This window comes from Flavobacterium johnsoniae UW101 (assembly GCF_000016645.1).
Classification (GTDB): Bacteria; Bacteroidota; Bacteroidia; order Flavobacteriales; family Flavobacteriaceae; genus Flavobacterium; species Flavobacterium johnsoniae.
In genome coordinates, this window is the sequence record NC_009441.1 from 2,690,152 (window position 1) to 2,708,648 (window position 18,497).

Consider the following 18,497-nt stretch of genomic DNA (forward strand, 5'->3'; position numbering starts at 1 on the left):
CTAAAAAAATAGGAGAAATACTAAAATCTCTGCACCTTTGCATCTTTGTAACTTAAGAAAAAATGTTTCATTTATTAGATATTATTGGTACAATGGCCTTTGCCATGTCTGGTGCTTTAACAGCAATGCATAAAAGACTCGATCCGTTTGGGGTTTTTATAATTGCTTTTGTTACGGCTGTAGGAGGCGGAACACTCCGCGATGTTTTAATTGGCAGAACTCCGGTAGGCTGGATGATGAACCTTCAATATGTTTATGTGATTATTTTAGGTTTTTTTCTGGCTATTATTTTTAGAAAAAAGTTTGATAAACTCAGAACTTCATTATTTTTGTTTGACACCATTGGGTTGGGAGTTTTTACTTTGATAGGTCTGGAAAGAGGTCTTTTAACAGGACTGCATCCCGTTATATGTATTGCCTTAGGAACCATGACGGCTTGTTTTGGAGGAGTGACACGAGATATTTTGTGCAATGAGATTCCAACTGTTTTTAGAAGAGAAATTTATGCTACGATATGCATTTTTGGAGGCATTGTATTTTTTGGACTTCGTAAACTAAATTTAGAAGACGATATATTGTATTTAGTAACTTCGATTGTAATAATTTCTATTCGCTTACTGGCAGTAAAATACAAATGGTATCTGCGTGCTTTTGAACATAAATAGAATTTAATTAGATATATTAGCCACAGATTAAACGGATTAAATAGTTTTTTTAAATCATTGTAACCGTAAAATCTGCGACAGAAAAATGAAAAACCTTACTGTAAAAAAATACGATCAAAACGATTACAAAATTTGGAATGACTTTGTTAGTCAGGCCAAAAATGCAACGTTTTTATTTCATCGTAATTTTATGGAATATCATAAAGATCGTTTTGAGGATTTTTCACTTTTAATTTTTGAAGAAGAAAAACTGCGAGCCATTTTGCCGGCAAACAAAAATGGAAACACGGTTTATTCTCATCAAGGACTTACGTATGGCGGATTGGTTTATAAAGATGAAACAAAACAAACTGCTGTTATCGAGATTTTTCAAACTGTTTTATCGTTTTTAAATAAAAATAGTTTTGAGAAATTATATTTAAAAACTATCCCGTCAATTTATCATCTTAAACCATCTGACGAGATTTTGTATACTTTGTTTCTGGCACATGCAAAACTAACTCGCAGAGATTCACTTTCGGTTATTGATTTAGCACAGGAGAAATCAATTTCAAAAATTAGAAAAAGGGGCGTAAAAAAAGCACTTTTAAATAAACTTATCATTAAAGAAGAAGCGGGTTTTGAATTGTTTTGGAATGAGGTTTTAATACCAAATTTAGATAATAAGCACAATGCAAAACCAGTTCATTCGATAGAAGAAATGAACCATCTTCAGTCTCTTTTTCCAGAAAATATTCATCAATTTAATGTTTATTTTGAAGATAAAATTGTGGGCGGAACCACAGTTTTTGAAACCGAAACGACAGCACATTGCCAGTACATTTCTAAAAATCCGAATATAGAAGATTTAGGAAGTTTAGATTTCCTTTTTCAGTATTTAATTCAGGAAAGATTTGTACATAAACGGTTTTTTGATTTCGGAATTTCGAATGAAAATCAAGGGAAAAATCTAAACGAAGGATTAACGTATTGGAAAGAAAGTTTTGGAGCAGGCACGATAATTCATGATTTTTATGAAATCGAAACTTCAAATTATACTAAGTTAAATGGTATTTTTGTCTAAAAACCAAAACCAATGATTTCATTTCTGGATCTAAAAAAAATAAATCAGCCATACGAAACTGCTTTTCAGGAAAAACTGAAAACGGTTTTAGACAACGGCTGGTATATTTTAGGAAATGAAGTTGAAAATTTTGAAAAGGCTTTCGCTGAATATTGCCACTCTGAATATTGTATTGGAGTAGGGAATGGTTTTGATGCTTTGGTTTTAATTTTTAAAGGCTATATCGAACTCGGAATACTCAAAAAAGGTGATGAAGTTATAGTTCCGGCAAATACTTATATTGCCAGTATTCTGGCCATTCTGCAAGCCGATTTGATTCCTGTTTTGGTTGAACCAAGATTAGAAACCTACAATATAAATCCGGATTTAATTCCCGAAAAAATCACATCAAAAACAAAAGCCATTTTAGCCGTTCATTTATACGGACAATTAGCTGAAATGGAGAAAATAAATGAAATTGCACAAAAACATAATCTTGTTGTTGTAGAAGATTGTGCACAATCTCATGGAGCAATTAACAATCAACAATCAACAATTAATAATTCAAAATCAGCATCTGCATACAGTTTTTATCCGGGGAAAAATTTAGGCTGTCTGGGCGATGGAGGAGCTGTAACAACAAATGATGCTGAATTGGCAAAAATGCTTTTTTCACTTCGCAATTATGGATCCCAAAAAAAATATTATAATGATTATGTTGGTGTAAATTCGAGATTAGATGAATTACAGGCGGGTTTCTTAAACCTAAAATTACCCAATTTAGACGCCGATAATCAGAAAAGAAGAAACATTGCAAAACGATATTCAGCTGAAATAAAAAACGAAAAAATTATACTTCCTAATTGGGATTTTTCTAATAATCATGTTTTTCATTTGTTTGTTATTCGAACAAAAAACAGAGATGATTTACAGAATTATTTAGCTCAAAATAATATTCAAACTGTTATTCATTATCCGGTTCCTCCGCACAAACAAAATGCTTTTCCAGAATGGAATACTTTGTCTTTTCCTATAACAGAGAAAATTCATAACGAAATTTTAAGTCTGCCTATGAGCCCGGTTCTGGAAGATCAAGAAGTTGATTTTATTGTGGAAGTTTTAAATAGGTATTAATTTTAATTTGATAAAATGAAAAAATTAAAATTAACACTTAAAAAATACGTTCCTGAAACAATATGGATTTCGCTTATCAGAGTTTATAATTTTACAAAGCTGAGAGCGCTTTTAAATTTGTATCAAATTAAACAAGCACCCAAAAAACATCAAAAAGCGCTTGAAATTGTTAGAAAAAAAGAAAAAATAAAAGTTGCCTTTTTCCTGATTCATGAATCGGTTTGGAAATACGATGTTTTATTCGATTTAATGGTACAGCATCCCAAATTTGAACCAGCATTATTTGTTTGTCCTGTTGTAAATTTTGGTCATGAAAATATGCTTTTTGAGATGAATAAATCTTTTGAAGCATTTAAAAAGAAAGGTTATGATGTTATAAAAACCTATGATGATGTTACAGGAGAATATTTAGACATTAAAAATACATTTTCACCAGATATTATTTTTTTTACCAATCCGTATGAAGGTTTGGTCGATGATAGATATTATATCAAAGAGTTTTCAAATACTTTGACTTGTTATGTGCCGTATGCTATCATGACTACAAATTATGAAACATTTTATAATTCAAAATTTCATAATCTTGTCTGGCGGATTTTTTCGGAAACACCGATTCATAAAAACATAGCATCTCAAAAACAAAAAAATAAAGGGATTAATAATGTAGTAACCGGATATCCGGGATTCGATCAGCTTTTGATAAATAAAAAACCGAATAATGGAGTTTGGAAAAATCAGAATGTCGCTTTAAAGAAAATAATCTGGGCACCGCATCATTCCATGCACGAACTCAATAAAGTATCTAATTTTTTGGAGTATTTTGATGTATTTTTAGAATTAGCAGCTGTTTACAAAGAGCAATTGCAAATAGCTTTTAAACCGCATCCGCTGTTAAGAATTAAATTAGAAAATGATCCAAATTGGGGAAAAGAAAAAACAGATGCTTATTATGCTGAATGGACAAACCTTGAAAATGGTCAGTTTGAAAATGCAGATTATGGCGATTTGTTTTTAACATCAGATGCGCTCATTCATGACTGCGGTTCTTTTATGGCAGAATATCTCATTACCGGAAAACCTGCTCTTTTCATGATAAGAACTGAAGACGTTATGAAAGAGTGGAGTGAGTTTGGAGAAAAAGCTGTCGAAGCACATTATCAATCCAGAACAAAAGAAGAATTAATTGATTTTATCGAAAATGTAGTGTTGAAAGGAAATGACCGGATGAAAGAGAAACGCAATGACTTTGTTTATCAAAATTTAATACAAAAGAATAATTTAACGGCATCTCAAAACATTATGAATTATCTGGAAACTCAGATTTTTGGGTAATTTTGAATCAACAAACACAATACATGAACATAGCTGTCATATTAGCAGGAGGAATAGGAATACGATTAGAGAAATCGCTGCCTAAGCAATTTTTTAAAGTTGCCGGTAAGATGATTATTGAACATGCTGTTGATGCATTTGAAAAAAATGAATTTATTGATGAGACAGCCATTGTAATTAATAAACATTATCTTTTTATGGCAGAAGATATGATTATTAAAAATGAGTGGAAAAAAGTAAAACGAGTTTTAATAGGGGGCGAAGAACGATATCAGTCAAGTCTTGCTGCTATAAAATCTTATGATGAATTTAAAGATGCTAATTTAATTTTTCACGATGCGGCCCGTCCTTTAATAAGCCAGCGGATTATTAATGACGTTGTAAAAGCTTTGAGCCATTATAAAGCAGTTGATGTTGCTATAAATTCAGCAGATACTATTATTGAAGTTGAAAATGATATTATAACAGCTATTCCTGAACGAATAAAAATGCGAAGAGGACAAACTCCTCAAGGTTTTAAACAGGAAATTATCGCAAAAGCCTATGAGTTCGCATTAAAAGATGAAAATTTTAAAGCGACTGATGATTGCGGCGTGGTTAAAAAATATCTGCCTCAGGAAGATATTTATGTAGTAAACGGAGAAGAGGTTAATATGAAATTGACTTATCCTGAAGATACTTATTTATTAGATAAACTATTTCAATTGCGATCGGTTGAGATTCAGGATATAAAATTATCAAAGGAAATTCTGTCTGATAAAGTTATGGTTGTTTTTGGCGGTTCTTACGGAATAGGAAAAAGTATTGTAGACCTGGCAGAACAAAATGGAGTTAAGGTTTATAGTTTTTCCCGAAGCGAAAATAATGTTGATGTTTCTAATATTGAATTAGTCAAAAAAGCTTTAGAAAAAGTTTTTGAAATCGAACATCAAATTGATTTTGTAATTAATACGGCCGGAGTTTTACACAAAGAACCTTTGGAAACCATGAATTATGAATACATTCTAAATTCAATAAATGTGAACTATACCGGAATGGTTAATGTTGCGCTTGCGTCACTTCCGTATTTAAAAGCATCAAAAGGACATATTTTATTTTTCACTTCTAGTTCTTATACCAGAGGCAGGGCATTTTACAGTATTTATTCTTCGAGTAAAGCCGCTGCAGTTAATTTTGTACAGGCTGTATCGCAAGAATGGGAAACATTAGGCATTAAGGTAAATTGTATGAATCCGGAGCGGACGCAGACTCCAATGCGAATACAAAATTTTGGTAACGAGCCTGAAGATACATTATTAAAACCCGAAACAGTTGCTTTAAGATGTATTCAGACTCTCTTGTCAAATAATACAGGGCAGGTGGTAGATGTGCGACTTTAAAGCTAAAAGATAAATGCAAAACTCCTCTCTAAAAACACTAGCTGCGAAAGGCATTTTTTGGTCTGCGGTTGATAAATTTGCCGTTCAGATTGGGCAATTTGTAGTTAGTATTGTACTTGCGCGAATTTTACTGCCAGAGGATTTTGGTCTGATAGGAATGCTGGCTATTTTTATGGCCTTGTCACAAACTTTTATTGAAAGCGGTTTAGGAGTAGGTTTAATTCAGCGTCAGGACAGAACAGATGTTGATTTCTCGACTGTATTTGTCTTTAATTTAGCAGTAAGTGGTTTTTTCTATTTATTACTGTTTTTTTCTGCACCATTAATAGCTGTTTTTTTTAATCAGCCTCAATTAATAAACCTAGTACGAGTATTGGGTTTAAGTTTGTTTTTGAATGCTGCAGCGATAGTTCAAAAAACGAAACTGACAATTGCTGTCGATTTCAAATCCATTGCAAAAAGTAATGTAATATCAGTATTTGCAGGCGGGTTATGCGGTATTGTGGCAGCAATAAATAATTGCGGAGTCTGGTCGCTGGTTATTCAAAGTCTTGTTGGCGCTTTTGTTTCGTCAGTTTGTTTGTGGTTTTTAAGCAGCTGGAACCCTTCAGTATTATTTTCAAAGAAATCTTTTAAATCTTTATTTGGCTACGGATCAAAACTTTTAATGGCAGGTTTGTATGCTCAATTATTAAATAATGTTTATAATATTTGTTTAGGGAAATTTTATCCAACAGCTTCATTAGGTTATTATACAAGAGCTAAAAGTTTTGCCGATTTATCAGCCGGAACAATTGTTAGCATAATTCAGCAGGCAACATTTCCTGTTCTTACTACAGTTCAAAATGATAGAGAAAGATTAGTTTCCATCTACAGCCGAATGATTCGCATGTCAGCTTTTTTGATTATTCCGTTAATGACACTTATTGCTTTGCTGGCAAAACCAATTGTTGTATTGCTGCTTACCGAAAAATGGGTTTCTTTAATTCCGCTTTTACAATGGATGGTTTTTGCCCGTATTTTTTTTCCTATGAGTGCAATTAATATGAACTTATTAAATGCAGTTGGCCGTTCAGATTTATACTTAAAAGTCGATTTATCCAAATTACCTCTAACAGTGGCAGCAATGATAATCACAATTCCGTTAGGTGTCAAAGCCATCATAATTGGGCATGTAATTACATCGGCTCTATCATTTGTAATAAATGCCTATTTACCCGGAAAATTTTATGGTTATGGAGCTGTGAAGCAATTAAAAGATATGCTTCCTTTTTTTGGAGCATCAATAGCAATGGCAGTTTTAGTATATGTAACAGCCTATTTTATAGATAATTTAGTAATTCAGTTGTTATTTGGCGGGATAATTGGGCTTGTAAGTTATTTGTTTATATGCAGACTGCTAAAATTGGAAGAATTAAAAGAAGGCTGGGAACTATTTTTGAGTTTGAGAAGAAAAACAATAAAAGAAGATATTTAGTATTTTTTAAAATTTGTTCTCCAGAATAACCAAAATCGCAAACCAATATTTTTGAAAAGTAATCCATAAGCTTTTATTTTAAAAGTATGAACTATTTCGTGATGTACTCTTTTTTGTATACCAAAATCTTCTTTTTTAGTCTGGTTTAGTTTAATAGCTTTTTTTAAAATCAGATAGGTAGACAAATTGATTTTTTTAAATCGTGCTTTACTATTGTTGTAAAAATTATCAGTCAATGAGTTATTTGAGATTCTTTTTTTTACTAAGATTTTGTCGATATACTCAAATTCATACAACCGTGATGATCTTATCCAGAAGTCCAAATCCTCATAAGCAAGTATTTCGTTATAGCCATTTAACGAATCATAGACTGATTTTTTAGCCATTGAAGAAACTGAACAAATACTGTTTCCACCAGAAATGACGCTCAAATAAATGTTGCCAGTCTGCCTTTTTTCGATAGTTTTAAGATTATCATCTACAGGAAAAAAATAAGAACTAAACTCGCCATTTTCCTTAATCAATTCTGTATTTCCATAAACAACTCCAAGATTTTTAAAAGAGCTTTCTCTAAAAGTTTTTATTTGTTGTGAAATACAATCAGGAACTAAAACATCATCTGCAGCAAGATCTATTATATAATTCCCTTTAGCTGATTTAAGGGCTTTGTTAAAGGAATTAGTATTTCCTAAATTGGTATTATTAAAGATAAATTGAATATTTGGGTAATCTAAAAGCCATTTCTCAATAGTTTTTTTAGAGTTATCTGTGCTGCAGTCATCTACGACTATTAATTCAATATGCTGATAATCTTGGTTGAGTACCGAATGTAAACTCTCAAGAACAAAATTTTCATGATTATAACAAAGGCAAATAACTGTAACTAATAATTTATTTTGCATATTGTTTTTAAAGAGTTATATATTTGATACGAAAATAACAAATCAATAATTATAGTGCCTAACAAAAAATGTAAAATTGAAATAAGTTTATGAATATAATTTTGATTGATTTTCCAAAAGTTGAAAACATACTAGGTAATATTGCGGTAATTGAAAATGGTACAATCCCTTTTGAAATAAAAAGAGTTTATTATTTATATGATATTCCAAGTTCTTCTAAAAGAGGAGGGCACTCTCATAAAAAACTGCAGCAAATCTTAATTGCAATTTCAGGAAGTTTTGATGTGGTTTTAAAAGATGGTAAAACTGAAACAACAATTACTTTAAATAAACCAGATAAAGGTTTGCTGATCGAAAATAATATATGGCGCGAACTTGAAAATTTTTCATCTGGAGCAGTTTGTCTCGTTTTAGCTTCGGAAATTTTTGATGAAGATGATTATTTAAGGGATTATAATGATTTTTTGAAATCAAAAAAATGAAATTACTCTACATAACACAAAGGGCAAATGAAGAAGGAGGAGTACAGAGAGTACTTTCAATAAAAACCAATTATTTAATCGAAAAGTTTAATTATGAGGTTTGTATTATTACTCAAAATGGAGGGAATGATGATCTGTTTTTTGAGTTTAATGAAAAGATAGAATTTCATGATATTATACTAAAAAGTAATAAGATATTCAATTTACTTCATTATAAAAAAGCACTGCTGGAACACATCAAAAAAATACAGCCCGATTGTATTATTGTTTGTGATTTTGCTTTAAAATCGTTTTCAATTCCTCTGTTTATTAAAACCCAAATTCCTATCATTTTTGAAGCGCATGGTTCTAAATTTAATGAATATAAAGAGTCTCGCTTTTTTGGTTTTATTAATAACCTTAAGTACAAATACCGAAATTATTGTGCTTCGCAATTTTTGTATTTTACTGCATTATCACAAGAAAGCCTTAACGAATGGTCGGTCAAAAACGGAATTGTAATTTCTAATCCTTTATGGATAGAAACAAGATCTTTTTCTGATCTGGAATCAAAAAAAATTATTGCCGTAGCAAGACATTCTTATGAGAAAGGAATCGACAGGTTATTGGAAATATGGCAATTAATTTCTGAAAAACATCCTGACTGGCAATTGGAAATTTATGGTAAACCAAGCGAAGATTTACAATTTTTAAACTTGGCAAAAAAATTAAAGATTGAAAAAAATACCAAATTTTTAGATCCGGTAAAAGATATTGCCGAAAAATATAAAACCGCATCAATATTGGTTATGACTTCCAGAAACGAAGCGCAGCCGATGGTTTTAATTGAAGGGATGGCTTGTGGTCTGCCTTCTGTTGCTTATGATTGTCCTATTGGTCCAAGAACAATTATACAAAATAATAAAAACGGATTTTTGATAGAAGATGGAAATAAAGATTCTTTTGTTGAAAAATTAAATCTTTTAATAAAAAATCGCAATTTGAGAATTAATATGGGCTTGGAAGCACAACAAAGTGTTCAAAAATATAATTTGGATTCCATAATGCATCAATGGAAGTCCTTGTTTGAATCAATAACAAAGTCTTAGTTTATACTGCAATAATACCCCAAACGATAAAGATCAAAAAGCAAAAGAGAAGGGTTTTTGCTAAAGAGCTGTTTTACAAATAAAGATTTGAAAACTCTAAAACCAAAAGCAGTTAAAGCAGTAAGATGATATTTTTTTATAATTTGAAAATAATGTGACAATTTCACATAATCTGCAGAAATAAAATTTGAATCGACTAGATTTTTTAAGCCTAAAACGGCTTCTTCAGATTTTCTTAAAAAAGTTTTACTGTCTTCAATTCCTAAATGAAAAACAGGATTTTCGATATGAACTATTTCGATTTGTTTCTGTTTTAATTCATACGAAAACAAAGTATCTTCATGTCTGAGATTTGGAATGTTTTCATTGAAACTGACCTTTGAAAAAATACTTTTTTTGATTAAAAAATTCAAAGTCAAGAAAGAAAGATATGGATTTTTTTCTCGGTCAAAAACATTTAAAGCTTCCCTTTTTGTGCCATAAATCCATCGTAAAAGTTCATTTTTGGATGGTTTTGAACTTTCGTATAAAATACCTCCGTATACTATTTTTTCGCTGTCGTCAATCTGAGAAATATATTTTGAAATGAAATTTTCATTTACAGGAAATGTATCAGCATCAAGAAACAATAAATTCTCGTAAACAGCTTTTTCTGCCAGCAGATTCCGAATAGCACTGCGTCCGATGTTTTTTTCTAAAATAACAAATGAACAGTTTTGGAATTGATTAATTTGTTGATTTTCATTTGTAAAAAGATTCGAAGCGTCATCCAGACAAATGATTTCAAACATTATGTTTAATTCCACGGCTTGATTATGCAGTTTTTCAACTAATGAAAATGCCTCATAATTAAAAACCGGAATTAAAATAGAAAGCATTACACGCTTCTTTGCACTACTTCAAAAATTCTTTCATCTTCACATTTTAATGTTTTCGATGGGAATTTCATCAACAAAGCATAATCGTGAGTCGCCATGATAATAGTTTTACCATTGGCATTGATCGTTTTTAAAACCTCTAAAACCTCAGAACTTGTCTGCGGATCAAGGTTTCCTGTTGGTTCATCGGCAAGGATAAATTCAGGATCGTTAAGCAAAGCTCTTGCAATGGCAACACGCTGCTGTTCACCGCCAGAAAGCTGGTGAGGCATTTTGTTTAGGAAATCTTTCATTCCAACTTTATCCAAAACTTCATCAATTTTATATTCCATTGCTTCTTTTTCAACCCATCCGGTCGCTTTAAGAACAAAAAGCATATTGTCTTTAATAGAACGGTCCGGAAGTAATTTGAAATCCTGGAAAACAATACCAATTTTACGTCTCAGGTACGGAATATCTTTTTCTTTTAAAGTTGCCAAATCAAAGTCAACAATATGAGCTTCACCTTCAGTTAAAGGCAGATCAGCGTACAAAGTTTTTAAGAAGCTGCTTTTTCCGGAACCTGTTTTCCCGATGATGTAGATAAATTCACCATGTTGAACATCCAAATTAATATGAGATAAAATTTTTCTTCCTTCTTGATATATAGTGACTTCTTTAAGAGATAGTACGGTTTGTGACATAATAAAATTGATTTGAATGGTAAAAGTAATAAGATAACGATTGGATTCAAAATAAATTTCAATCATTTCTTAAGAAAAATTCTAGAAAAAGGAATGAAAATTTAAATGATAAAGGCAATAGATATTCATTTTAACAGATCTGTTAAAAGCTCCTCGCTTATAATAACTTATGCTGGTTATAAAGCTCAGATTTATTTTTCATAATGCGCCTAAATGTCTGTAATTGCATTTTTGTTCATAATAAATTCAAGAAACGTTTCGTTATAAACGGTATAAAATGATAAATTTGAATATTAAATATAACTAAAATGCATAGACTTTCCTGGTTCTTTTTATTCCAAATTATCCTTACTTCGACTATAGCTTCGGCACAAAAATCAGCTATTTATACTTACGAATTAAAGGATTTTGACAAAGCACTGGCTTTATATAATGACAAACAATACGCTTCGGCACAACATATTTTTGAGTATGTAAAAAATAACGCAGCAACTGAAGAAGTAAAATCAGACTGTGCTTATTATATCGCAAATTGTGCAATTAGAACCAATCAGGCAAATGCCGATGCTTTGATGGAAAAATTCGTAGAAGATTACCCAACAAGCACCAAACAAAATCAGGCATACATTGAAGTGGCACAGTATTTCTTTGAGCAAGGAAATTATCCAAAAGCTTTGCAGTGGTTTGACAAAGTAGATGAAAGCTACATGAGTAAAAAAGAATCGGATAAATTTAATTTCCAGAAAGGATACAGTTATTTTAATGCTAAAAAGAAAAAAGAAGCCACAACGTATTTTAATAAAGTCGTAAACTCTCCAGAATACGGTTCGCAGGCCAAATATTATTTAGGATTTATGGCGTATGAAGGCGACGATTACAAAGAAGCAACGAAGTATTTTGATGAGGTTTCGGGCGAAGAAAAATACAAAGAGAAACTTTCGTACTATCAGGCTGATATGAATTTTAAATTAGGAAATTTCCAAAAAGCAATTGATTTAGGCCAAAAAGCGATGGCGAAATCAAATGAAATGGAAAAATCAGAATTGAATAAAATTATTGGTGAAAGTTATTTTAATTTAAAACAATACGATAAAGCAATTCCGTATTTAGAGCAGTACGCAGGAAAAAAGGGAAAATGGAATAATACCGATTTCTATCAGTTAGGTTATGCGTATTACGAGCAGAAAAATTACGAAAAAGCGATTTCTCAATTCAATAAAATTATTGAAGGAAAAGATTTCGTAGCTCAAAATGCCTATTATCATTTAGGTTTAAGTTATTTAAATACAGGTAAAAAACAAGAAGCTTTAAATGCATTTAAGAATGCATCAGAAATGGATTTTAATGCACAAATTCAGGAAGATGCTGCTTTAAATTATGCTAAAGTGAGTTATGATATTGGAAACGCATATCAAACCGTTCCGGGAATTTTACTTGATTTCTTAAAAAAATATCCAAACAATTCAAACAGGGCAGAAGTAGAAAAACTTTTAGTTGACTCTTATATTTCGACTAAAAACTACAAAGAAGCTTTAGCATTATTAGAAAAAAACAGAACTGCCGAAAATAAAGCGGCGTATCAAAAAGTACTTTTTTATAGAGGAGTTGAATTGTACAATGAATTGAATTATACTGAAGCCGGAAAAATGTTTAAAAGTGCTGCAAGCGAACAAAAAACGCCTGAATTTACTGCACGCGCTACATTCTGGAAAGCTGAAACGGAATATCTTAATGACGATATGCAGAATGCATTGCTGACCTACAAACAATTTGCGGGACTTCCGGCTGCAAAATCTACAGACGAATACAAAAACATCAATTACAATATTGGTTACACGTATTTTAAATTGAAAGAATACGATCAGGCTGCTAATTCATTTCAGGCACAGATTGACAATAATAAAGAAGATAAAGTACGTTTAAATGATTCGTACCTGCGTTTAGGAGATTCACGTTTTGTGAATTCTAAATACACACAGGCAATGGAAGCGTATGGAAAAGCAATGGACGGAAAAAGTGTCGATGCTGATTATGCTCAGTTTCAAAAAGCACTTTCATACGGTTTTATGTCTAAAAATGATCAGAAAATCAGTGAGTTGAACAATTTCCTGAAAATGTATAAAAAATCAGAATACCGCGATGATGTTTTATTTGAATTAGGAAATACGTATGTAGCTGATAAAAAGAATGATTTAGCGATCAAAACTTACGATCAGTTAATTTCAGAATACAAAAATGGTTCGTTTACCTCAAAATCAATCTTAAAACAAGGTTTGATTTATTACAATTCAGATCGTGACGAACAGGCATTGGCAAAATTCAAAAAAGTAGCGGCTGAGTTCCCAAAAACGCCGGAAGCTCTTGAAGCTGTTTCTACAGCCAGATTAATTTATGTTGATTCAGGAAGAGTAGATGAATATGCATCATGGGTTAAAACTTTAGATTTCGTTTCGGTTACAGATGCAGAACTCGATAATGATACTTACGATGCTGCGTTTAAACAATACAGCCAAAGCAACAGCAAAGCTGCAATTACAGGTTTTGCAGGTTATATAAGCAAATTCCCTGCTGGTTTACACGCTTTAGAAGCTAATTTTTACTTAGCACAATTATATTATGCAGAAGGTTCTGAAACTAAATCAGTTTCTAATTACCAATATGTAATCGAACAGCCAAGAAGTGAATTTACAGAGCAGGCGCTAAACAGACTGGCTCAGATTTATTTAAAAGCAAAAGATTGTGATAAAGCAATTCCGGTTTTAGTTCGTTTAGAAAGTGAAGCAGATTATCCTCAAAATAAAAACTTTGCTCAGGCTAACCTGATGAAATGTTATTATGATAAAAAAGACTATGATAAATCAGTAATTGCGGCTGAAAAAGTATTAGCAAATCCTAAATCTGATGCCAACGTAAAAGCCGATGCACAAATTATTGTAGCACGTGCGGCTATTCAAACAGGAGAAGAAGACAAAGCTAAAGCAGCGTATGCAAAATTGTCTACAACTTCAAAAGGAGAATTAGCAGCCGAAGCATTGTATTATGATGCTTACTTTAAAACAAAAGAAGGGAAATTTGAAGCATCAAATACTGCGGTTCAAAAACTGGCCAAAAGTTATTCTGCTTACAAATATTACGGAGCAAAAGGTTTGGTTTTAATGGCGAAAAACTTCTACGGTTTAAAAGACAGCTATCAGGCAACTTATATTTTAGATAACGTGATTAACAACTTTACAGATTATCCGGATGTGGTTGATGAAGCTAAAAAAGAGTTAAGTGCGATTAAATTAGAAGAGTCTAAAACAAATTCATCAATTAATAAATAAGATAATTTTAGAGAGAAGAAGCAAGATTTTATAAATGTCTTGTCTATTTCCTCCTGATTCTCTAAGAAGAAAAAAATAAGAAAAATGAGTTTACCTTTTTATATAGTTGATGTTTTTGCCGATAAAAAATATGCCGGAAATCAGCTGGCGGTATTTTTAGAAGCCCAAAATTTGAGTTCGGAACAAATGCAGCAGATTGCACGTGAGATTAATTTTGCCGAAAGCACATTTGTAACCAAACTTGACAGAGAAAATAATAAAGCTGAGATTAGAATATTTACACCAGCTCAGGAAATGCAGTTTGCTGGTCATCCAATAATTGGCACTTCGTGGGTTTTGATGAACAAGATTTTTGATAATTCGCCTTCAGAAATTAAACTGGAAGTTCCGATTGGGCCAATTGCCATTCAAAAAACAGAAGATTTGATTTGGCTCAAAGCAGCACAGCCTAAATTTTGGGATGTTTTCTCAAAAGTTGATTTTACATCTTTTAGTAATCTGCAGGTAAGTGATTTTGAAAATCAATTTCCAATTCAGGAAGTTACAACCGGAAGTGCGTTTGTACTTGTGCCGCTGAGCAGTAAAAAAGCATTGGAAAATTTAGTTTTAGATAAAGATAAAGCCGATCAATGGATGAAAAATCATTGTAAAACAGATCACAGAGGTTTATACTTTTATTATTTAGAAGGTTCAAAAGTATTTAGCCGACTTTTATATGTGCAGCATAATCAGTTGATGGAAGATGCAGCAACAGGAAGTGCAAGTACTTGTTTACAGGCTTCATTGCTAAAGAATCATTTGGCTGAAATTGAAATTGTAAATTATCAGGGAGATTATATTGGCCGTCCATCTGAAATCTATTTCAAAGGAAAATTAACCGATACCAATTATGATATAAATATTGGAGGAAAAGCACAGTTTGTTGCCAAAGGAGAGTGGGAAGCTTGATTTATAGAGAATAGAAGCAAGAGTAAAGATTTTAGAAAATAGAATAAAAATATATAGAGAAAATTAGAAATAAAAGAGAAGTCTTTCTTCTTTTCTCTTAAAAAGAAAAAATATGAAATTAAACTGCCGAAATAAAATTATTGTTTTACTAGTGTTATTTGTCTGCCAGCTTTCGTTTTCGCAAGTTAAGAAAAATGAAAGCATTGGAACTGAAACAGTAAACGTAGTAAAACCTTATTCGCCAACTATATCTGATGCTTTTAAAGTAAAAGAAACGCCATCGCTGGACGATGCAGGAAATCAGCCGAAAGAAACTATAAAATACAGTATTTTGTCTGTTCCTGTAGCTTCGACTTTTACGCCTTCAAAAGGAAATGCGCAAGGAGTAGATAAATCAAAAAAAGAAAGATTGTTTAATAATTATGCAACGCTGGGAGTTGGAAATTATGGGACTTTAAACGCTGAATTATTCGTAACTCAGGATTTAGGAAACAATGATTATTTAGCCGGAATGCTGCGCCACCATTCTTCTCAGGGAGGAATTAAAGATGTTAATCTAAATGATGAATTTTACGACACAGGTTTAAATATTGGTTATGGACAAAATAACCGCGATATGTCCTGGGGAGTAGATTTGGGTTATCAAAACCAAGTATACAATTGGTACGGCTTACCTGCCGATTTTGGAATGACTTTAGCGCCGGGAACACAGGAAGATTTAATTAGAGGAATTAATCCAAATCATTCTTATAATACCATTTCTGTTGGCGGAAATGCCGAATTTAATGAAGGAATTTTTAGCAAAATTTCGACAAGATTTACCCATTTTTCAGATAGTTTTTCTTCTTCTGAAAACCGTTTTTACCTAAAGCCGACTTTTAAAGTTGATATTATGGATCAGGCAATTAATACAAATATTATTGTAGATCACGTAAGTGGTTCTTTTGAACATAATTATGCGTGGGATAATACAGAGCCTTTAAAATATAGTTTAACAAACTTTGGTATCGAACCAAGTTTTGTGGTTCATGAAAATGAGTGGACATTAGAATTAGGGGCAGGATTATTCTATGCTTTAGATTCTGAAAACAGCGGAAACAAATTTTATATCTATCCAAAAGTAAATGCGTCATATAAATTGGTGGGCGATTTGATGATTTTCTATACAGGAGTAAACGGAGGTTTAAATCAAAACTCGTATGCTGATTTTGTAACCGAAAATCCATTTTTGTCTCCAACATTAAACATGAGACCAAGCAGTACACAATACAATGTTTTTGCCGGATTAAAAGGAAAATTGGCTAATAATGTGGGCTATAACTTAACAGGTTCGTATTTAAATGAAAAAAACAAAGCGTTGTTTAAAAGCAATGATTATACAGAAGATTTTTCGAACCAGAATTATGCTTTTGGAAACTCGTTTGGGGTAGTTTATGAAGATATCAGAACCTTCCGTTTTTATGGAGAATTAAAAGCTGATTTTTCTCAGAATGTTACTTTTGGAATCAACGGAACTTTTAACAGCTACAATACAGATAATGCTGTTGAGGCATGGAACTTACCAACAATGAAGCTGAGCTCTACTTTAGATGTTAATATTACCAAACAATGGTATGCTGGTTTAAATGTATTTTACGTTGGAGAACGTAAAGACATGCAGACTAATTTAGACTTTGGTACAGATCCGGTTATCACAACATTAAAAAGCTATTTTGATGCCAATGCTCATTTAGGATATAAATATAATGAGCGTTTGACTTTTTTCTTAAAACTAAACAATATTGGAAATCAGGCATATCAGAGATGGCTTAATTATCCTGTTCAGGGATTACAGGTTTTAGTTGGAGGAAACTATAAATTCGATTTTTAAACAGCAAGACTTTATAGATAGTAAGGCACGAAGTTTTTAAAACAGGAAGTGTCTTTTTAGCCATGGGTTCATGAATTTTTGGAGTAGATTCGTGAATTTGTGGCTATTTTTATGATTTTAATTTTAAGATAATGAAAGTTCTAATTAGACAAGAAAATAGAAACGATTATAAAAGTGTATTTGAATTAATAGAAAAAGCTTTTAAAAATCAGGAATACAGCGATCACAAAGAACAGTTTTTGGTAGAAAGATTAAGAAAGTCAGAAGTTTTTATTCCGCAGTTATCTATTGTTGCAGAGGTCGACGGGCAAATCGTGGGGCATATTTTATTTACAAAACTGCAGATTGTAAATGAACTCAGTGTTTTTGAATCTTTAACATTGGCACCCGTTTCAGTTTTACCGGAATTTCAAGGAAAAGAAATTGGTTCAAAGCTTATTTTATACGGACATGAACAAGCTGAAAGATTAGGGTATAAATCCGTTATTTTGCTTGGGCATGAAGATTATTATCCAAGATTTGGATACCAGCGCTGTGAAAAATATAATATAAAAATGCCGTTTGATGTTCCTGCAGAAAATTGTATGGTTGTACCGCTTGTAAAAGACGGTTTAAAAGAAGTATACGGTAAAATTGTTTACCCTGATGTTTTCTTCGAATAAATTTTTAGACAAACAAAAAAACTTTGCACCTTTGTATTTTACATCTTTGCACCTTAAAAAATGACTTTTAAAGAAAAAATATATTCACACTACATACAAATGGTTCAGGACAGGATTGATGTTTTTAGAGACATGATTTCTAATTTAACAGAAGATTCTAAAAATGACGCCAAAGGTTCTGCCGGAGACAAACACGAAACAGCTTTGTCGATGATGCATATCGAACAGGAAAAACTGACCCATAAATTAAAAGAATCCATTGCACAAATAGCTGTTTTAGACAAAATTGATCCAGCCAAAATAACAGAAAATATTGTTTTAGGAAGTTTGGTAAAAGCAAACGGAATTTATTTGTATGTAAGCGTGGCACTTCCAAAAATCGCAATTGACGGTATCAATGTTATCGCACTATCTCCTCAGTCACCTTTAGGAAATCATTTAATGGGCAATAAAGTTGGTTTTGAGTTTGAAATCAATAAAACGCATTATATTATTCAAAGCGTTGAATAATTTAAATTGGATTATAGAGAACTTTGTCAAAGTTAATTACTTCAAAGTTTGTCATTTCGACAAAGGAGAAATCTTCGCAAGTAACTCCAGTATGTTTGTGTAAACAACAATTGCAGAACAAT

16 protein-coding genes are annotated in these 18,497 nt (G+C 31.8%); 13 read left to right on the plus strand and 3 right to left on the minus strand.

Translation table 11 applies throughout. The annotated features are described in order from the left end of the window. Positions 1 to 62: 62 nt before the first annotated feature. The 6 genes from FJOH_RS11645 (at position 63) to FJOH_RS11670 (ending at position 7,029) form a co-directional block, all read left to right on the plus strand. Positions 63 to 665: a trimeric intracellular cation channel family protein gene (locus FJOH_RS11645; protein WP_012024302.1), complete on the plus strand. Its 603-nt coding sequence runs from the start codon at positions 63 to 65 to the stop codon at positions 663 to 665. A gap of 85 nt (positions 666 to 750) precedes the next feature. After that, positions 751 to 1,728: a GNAT family N-acetyltransferase gene (locus tag FJOH_RS11650; RefSeq protein ID WP_012024303.1), complete on the plus strand. Its 978-nt coding sequence runs from the start codon at positions 751 to 753 to the stop codon at positions 1,726 to 1,728. Between the two features lie 12 nt (positions 1,729 to 1,740). Beyond that, on the plus strand, positions 1,741 to 2,841 hold the full coding sequence (locus FJOH_RS11655; RefSeq protein ID WP_012024304.1) for a DegT/DnrJ/EryC1/StrS family aminotransferase: 1,101 nt from the start codon (positions 1,741 to 1,743) through the stop codon (positions 2,839 to 2,841). Between the two features lie 15 nt (positions 2,842 to 2,856). Further along, on the plus strand, positions 2,857 to 4,173 hold the full coding sequence (locus FJOH_RS11660; protein ID WP_012024305.1) for a CDP-glycerol--glycerophosphate glycerophosphotransferase: 1,317 nt from the start codon (positions 2,857 to 2,859) through the stop codon (positions 4,171 to 4,173). Positions 4,174 to 4,196: 23 nt separating this feature from the next. Then, complete coding sequence (locus FJOH_RS11665) at positions 4,197 to 5,552, plus strand: bifunctional cytidylyltransferase/SDR family oxidoreductase (protein ID WP_012024306.1); 1,356 nt, start codon at positions 4,197 to 4,199, stop codon at positions 5,550 to 5,552. Between the two features lie 13 nt (positions 5,553 to 5,565). After that, the gene (locus FJOH_RS11670) at positions 5,566 to 7,029 is read left to right on the plus strand and encodes a lipopolysaccharide biosynthesis protein (RefSeq protein ID WP_012024307.1); all 1,464 of its coding nucleotides are present in this window, start codon (positions 5,566 to 5,568) and stop codon (positions 7,027 to 7,029) included. Here FJOH_RS11670 and FJOH_RS11675 read toward each other — a convergent pair. Further along, positions 7,026 to 7,931, minus strand: a complete 906-nt coding sequence (locus FJOH_RS11675; RefSeq protein WP_012024308.1) for a glycosyltransferase family 2 protein — start codon at positions 7,929 to 7,931, stop codon at positions 7,026 to 7,028. The genes FJOH_RS11670 and FJOH_RS11675 overlap by 4 nt on opposite strands. Positions 7,932 to 8,020: 89 nt before the next feature. Between FJOH_RS11675 and FJOH_RS11680 the strand changes: the two genes are divergently transcribed. Together FJOH_RS11680 and FJOH_RS11685 are read left to right on the plus strand one after the other, a co-directional pair. Beyond that, positions 8,021 to 8,413 carry a sugar 3,4-ketoisomerase gene (locus FJOH_RS11680; RefSeq protein ID WP_012024309.1) on the plus strand — a complete coding sequence of 131 codons (393 nt, stop codon included), beginning with the start codon at positions 8,021 to 8,023 and terminating at the stop codon, positions 8,411 to 8,413. Continuing rightward, positions 8,410 to 9,501 carry a glycosyltransferase family 4 protein gene (locus tag FJOH_RS11685; RefSeq protein WP_012024310.1) on the plus strand — a complete coding sequence of 364 codons (1,092 nt, stop codon included), beginning with the start codon at positions 8,410 to 8,412 and terminating at the stop codon, positions 9,499 to 9,501. The genes FJOH_RS11680 and FJOH_RS11685 overlap by 4 nt, the downstream gene beginning before the upstream one ends. On the opposite strand, the gene FJOH_RS11690 is transcribed toward FJOH_RS11685, so the two are convergent. Both FJOH_RS11690 and FJOH_RS11695 read right to left on the minus strand, forming a co-directional pair. Further along, positions 9,498 to 10,379, minus strand: a complete 882-nt coding sequence (locus tag FJOH_RS11690) for a glycosyltransferase family 2 protein (RefSeq protein WP_012024311.1) — start codon at positions 10,377 to 10,379, stop codon at positions 9,498 to 9,500. The two genes, FJOH_RS11685 and FJOH_RS11690, sit on opposite strands and share 4 nt — an antisense overlap. Further along, the gene (locus FJOH_RS11695) at positions 10,379 to 11,062 is read right to left on the minus strand and encodes a cell division ATP-binding protein FtsE (protein ID WP_044048293.1); all 684 of its coding nucleotides are present in this window, start codon (positions 11,060 to 11,062) and stop codon (positions 10,379 to 10,381) included. Before FJOH_RS11695 ends, FJOH_RS11690 begins: the two co-directional genes overlap by 1 nt. Positions 11,063 to 11,370: 308 nt before the next feature. Between FJOH_RS11695 and FJOH_RS11700 the strand changes: the two genes are divergently transcribed. From FJOH_RS11700 to FJOH_RS11720, 5 genes are all read left to right on the plus strand, one after another. Beyond that, the gene (locus FJOH_RS11700) at positions 11,371 to 14,385 is read left to right on the plus strand and encodes a tetratricopeptide repeat protein (protein ID WP_012024313.1); all 3,015 of its coding nucleotides are present in this window, start codon (positions 11,371 to 11,373) and stop codon (positions 14,383 to 14,385) included. Positions 14,386 to 14,469: 84 nt separating this feature from the next. After that, on the plus strand, positions 14,470 to 15,333 hold the full coding sequence (locus tag FJOH_RS11705; protein WP_012024314.1) for a PhzF family phenazine biosynthesis protein: 864 nt from the start codon (positions 14,470 to 14,472) through the stop codon (positions 15,331 to 15,333). Positions 15,334 to 15,445: 112 nt separating this feature from the next. Beyond that, a complete protein-coding gene (locus tag FJOH_RS11710; RefSeq protein WP_012024315.1) occupies positions 15,446 to 17,203 on the plus strand; it encodes a TonB-dependent receptor in 1,758 nt (585 codons plus the stop codon). Positions 17,204 to 17,334: 131 nt separating this feature from the next. Next, positions 17,335 to 17,865: a GNAT family N-acetyltransferase gene (locus FJOH_RS11715; protein WP_012024316.1), complete on the plus strand. Its 531-nt coding sequence runs from the start codon at positions 17,335 to 17,337 to the stop codon at positions 17,863 to 17,865. 60 nt (positions 17,866 to 17,925) lie between these two features. Further along, entirely contained in the window at positions 17,926 to 18,375 is a 450-nt protein-coding gene (locus FJOH_RS11720) for a hypothetical protein (RefSeq protein WP_012024317.1), read from the plus strand. Positions 18,376 to 18,497 lie beyond the last annotated feature (122 nt).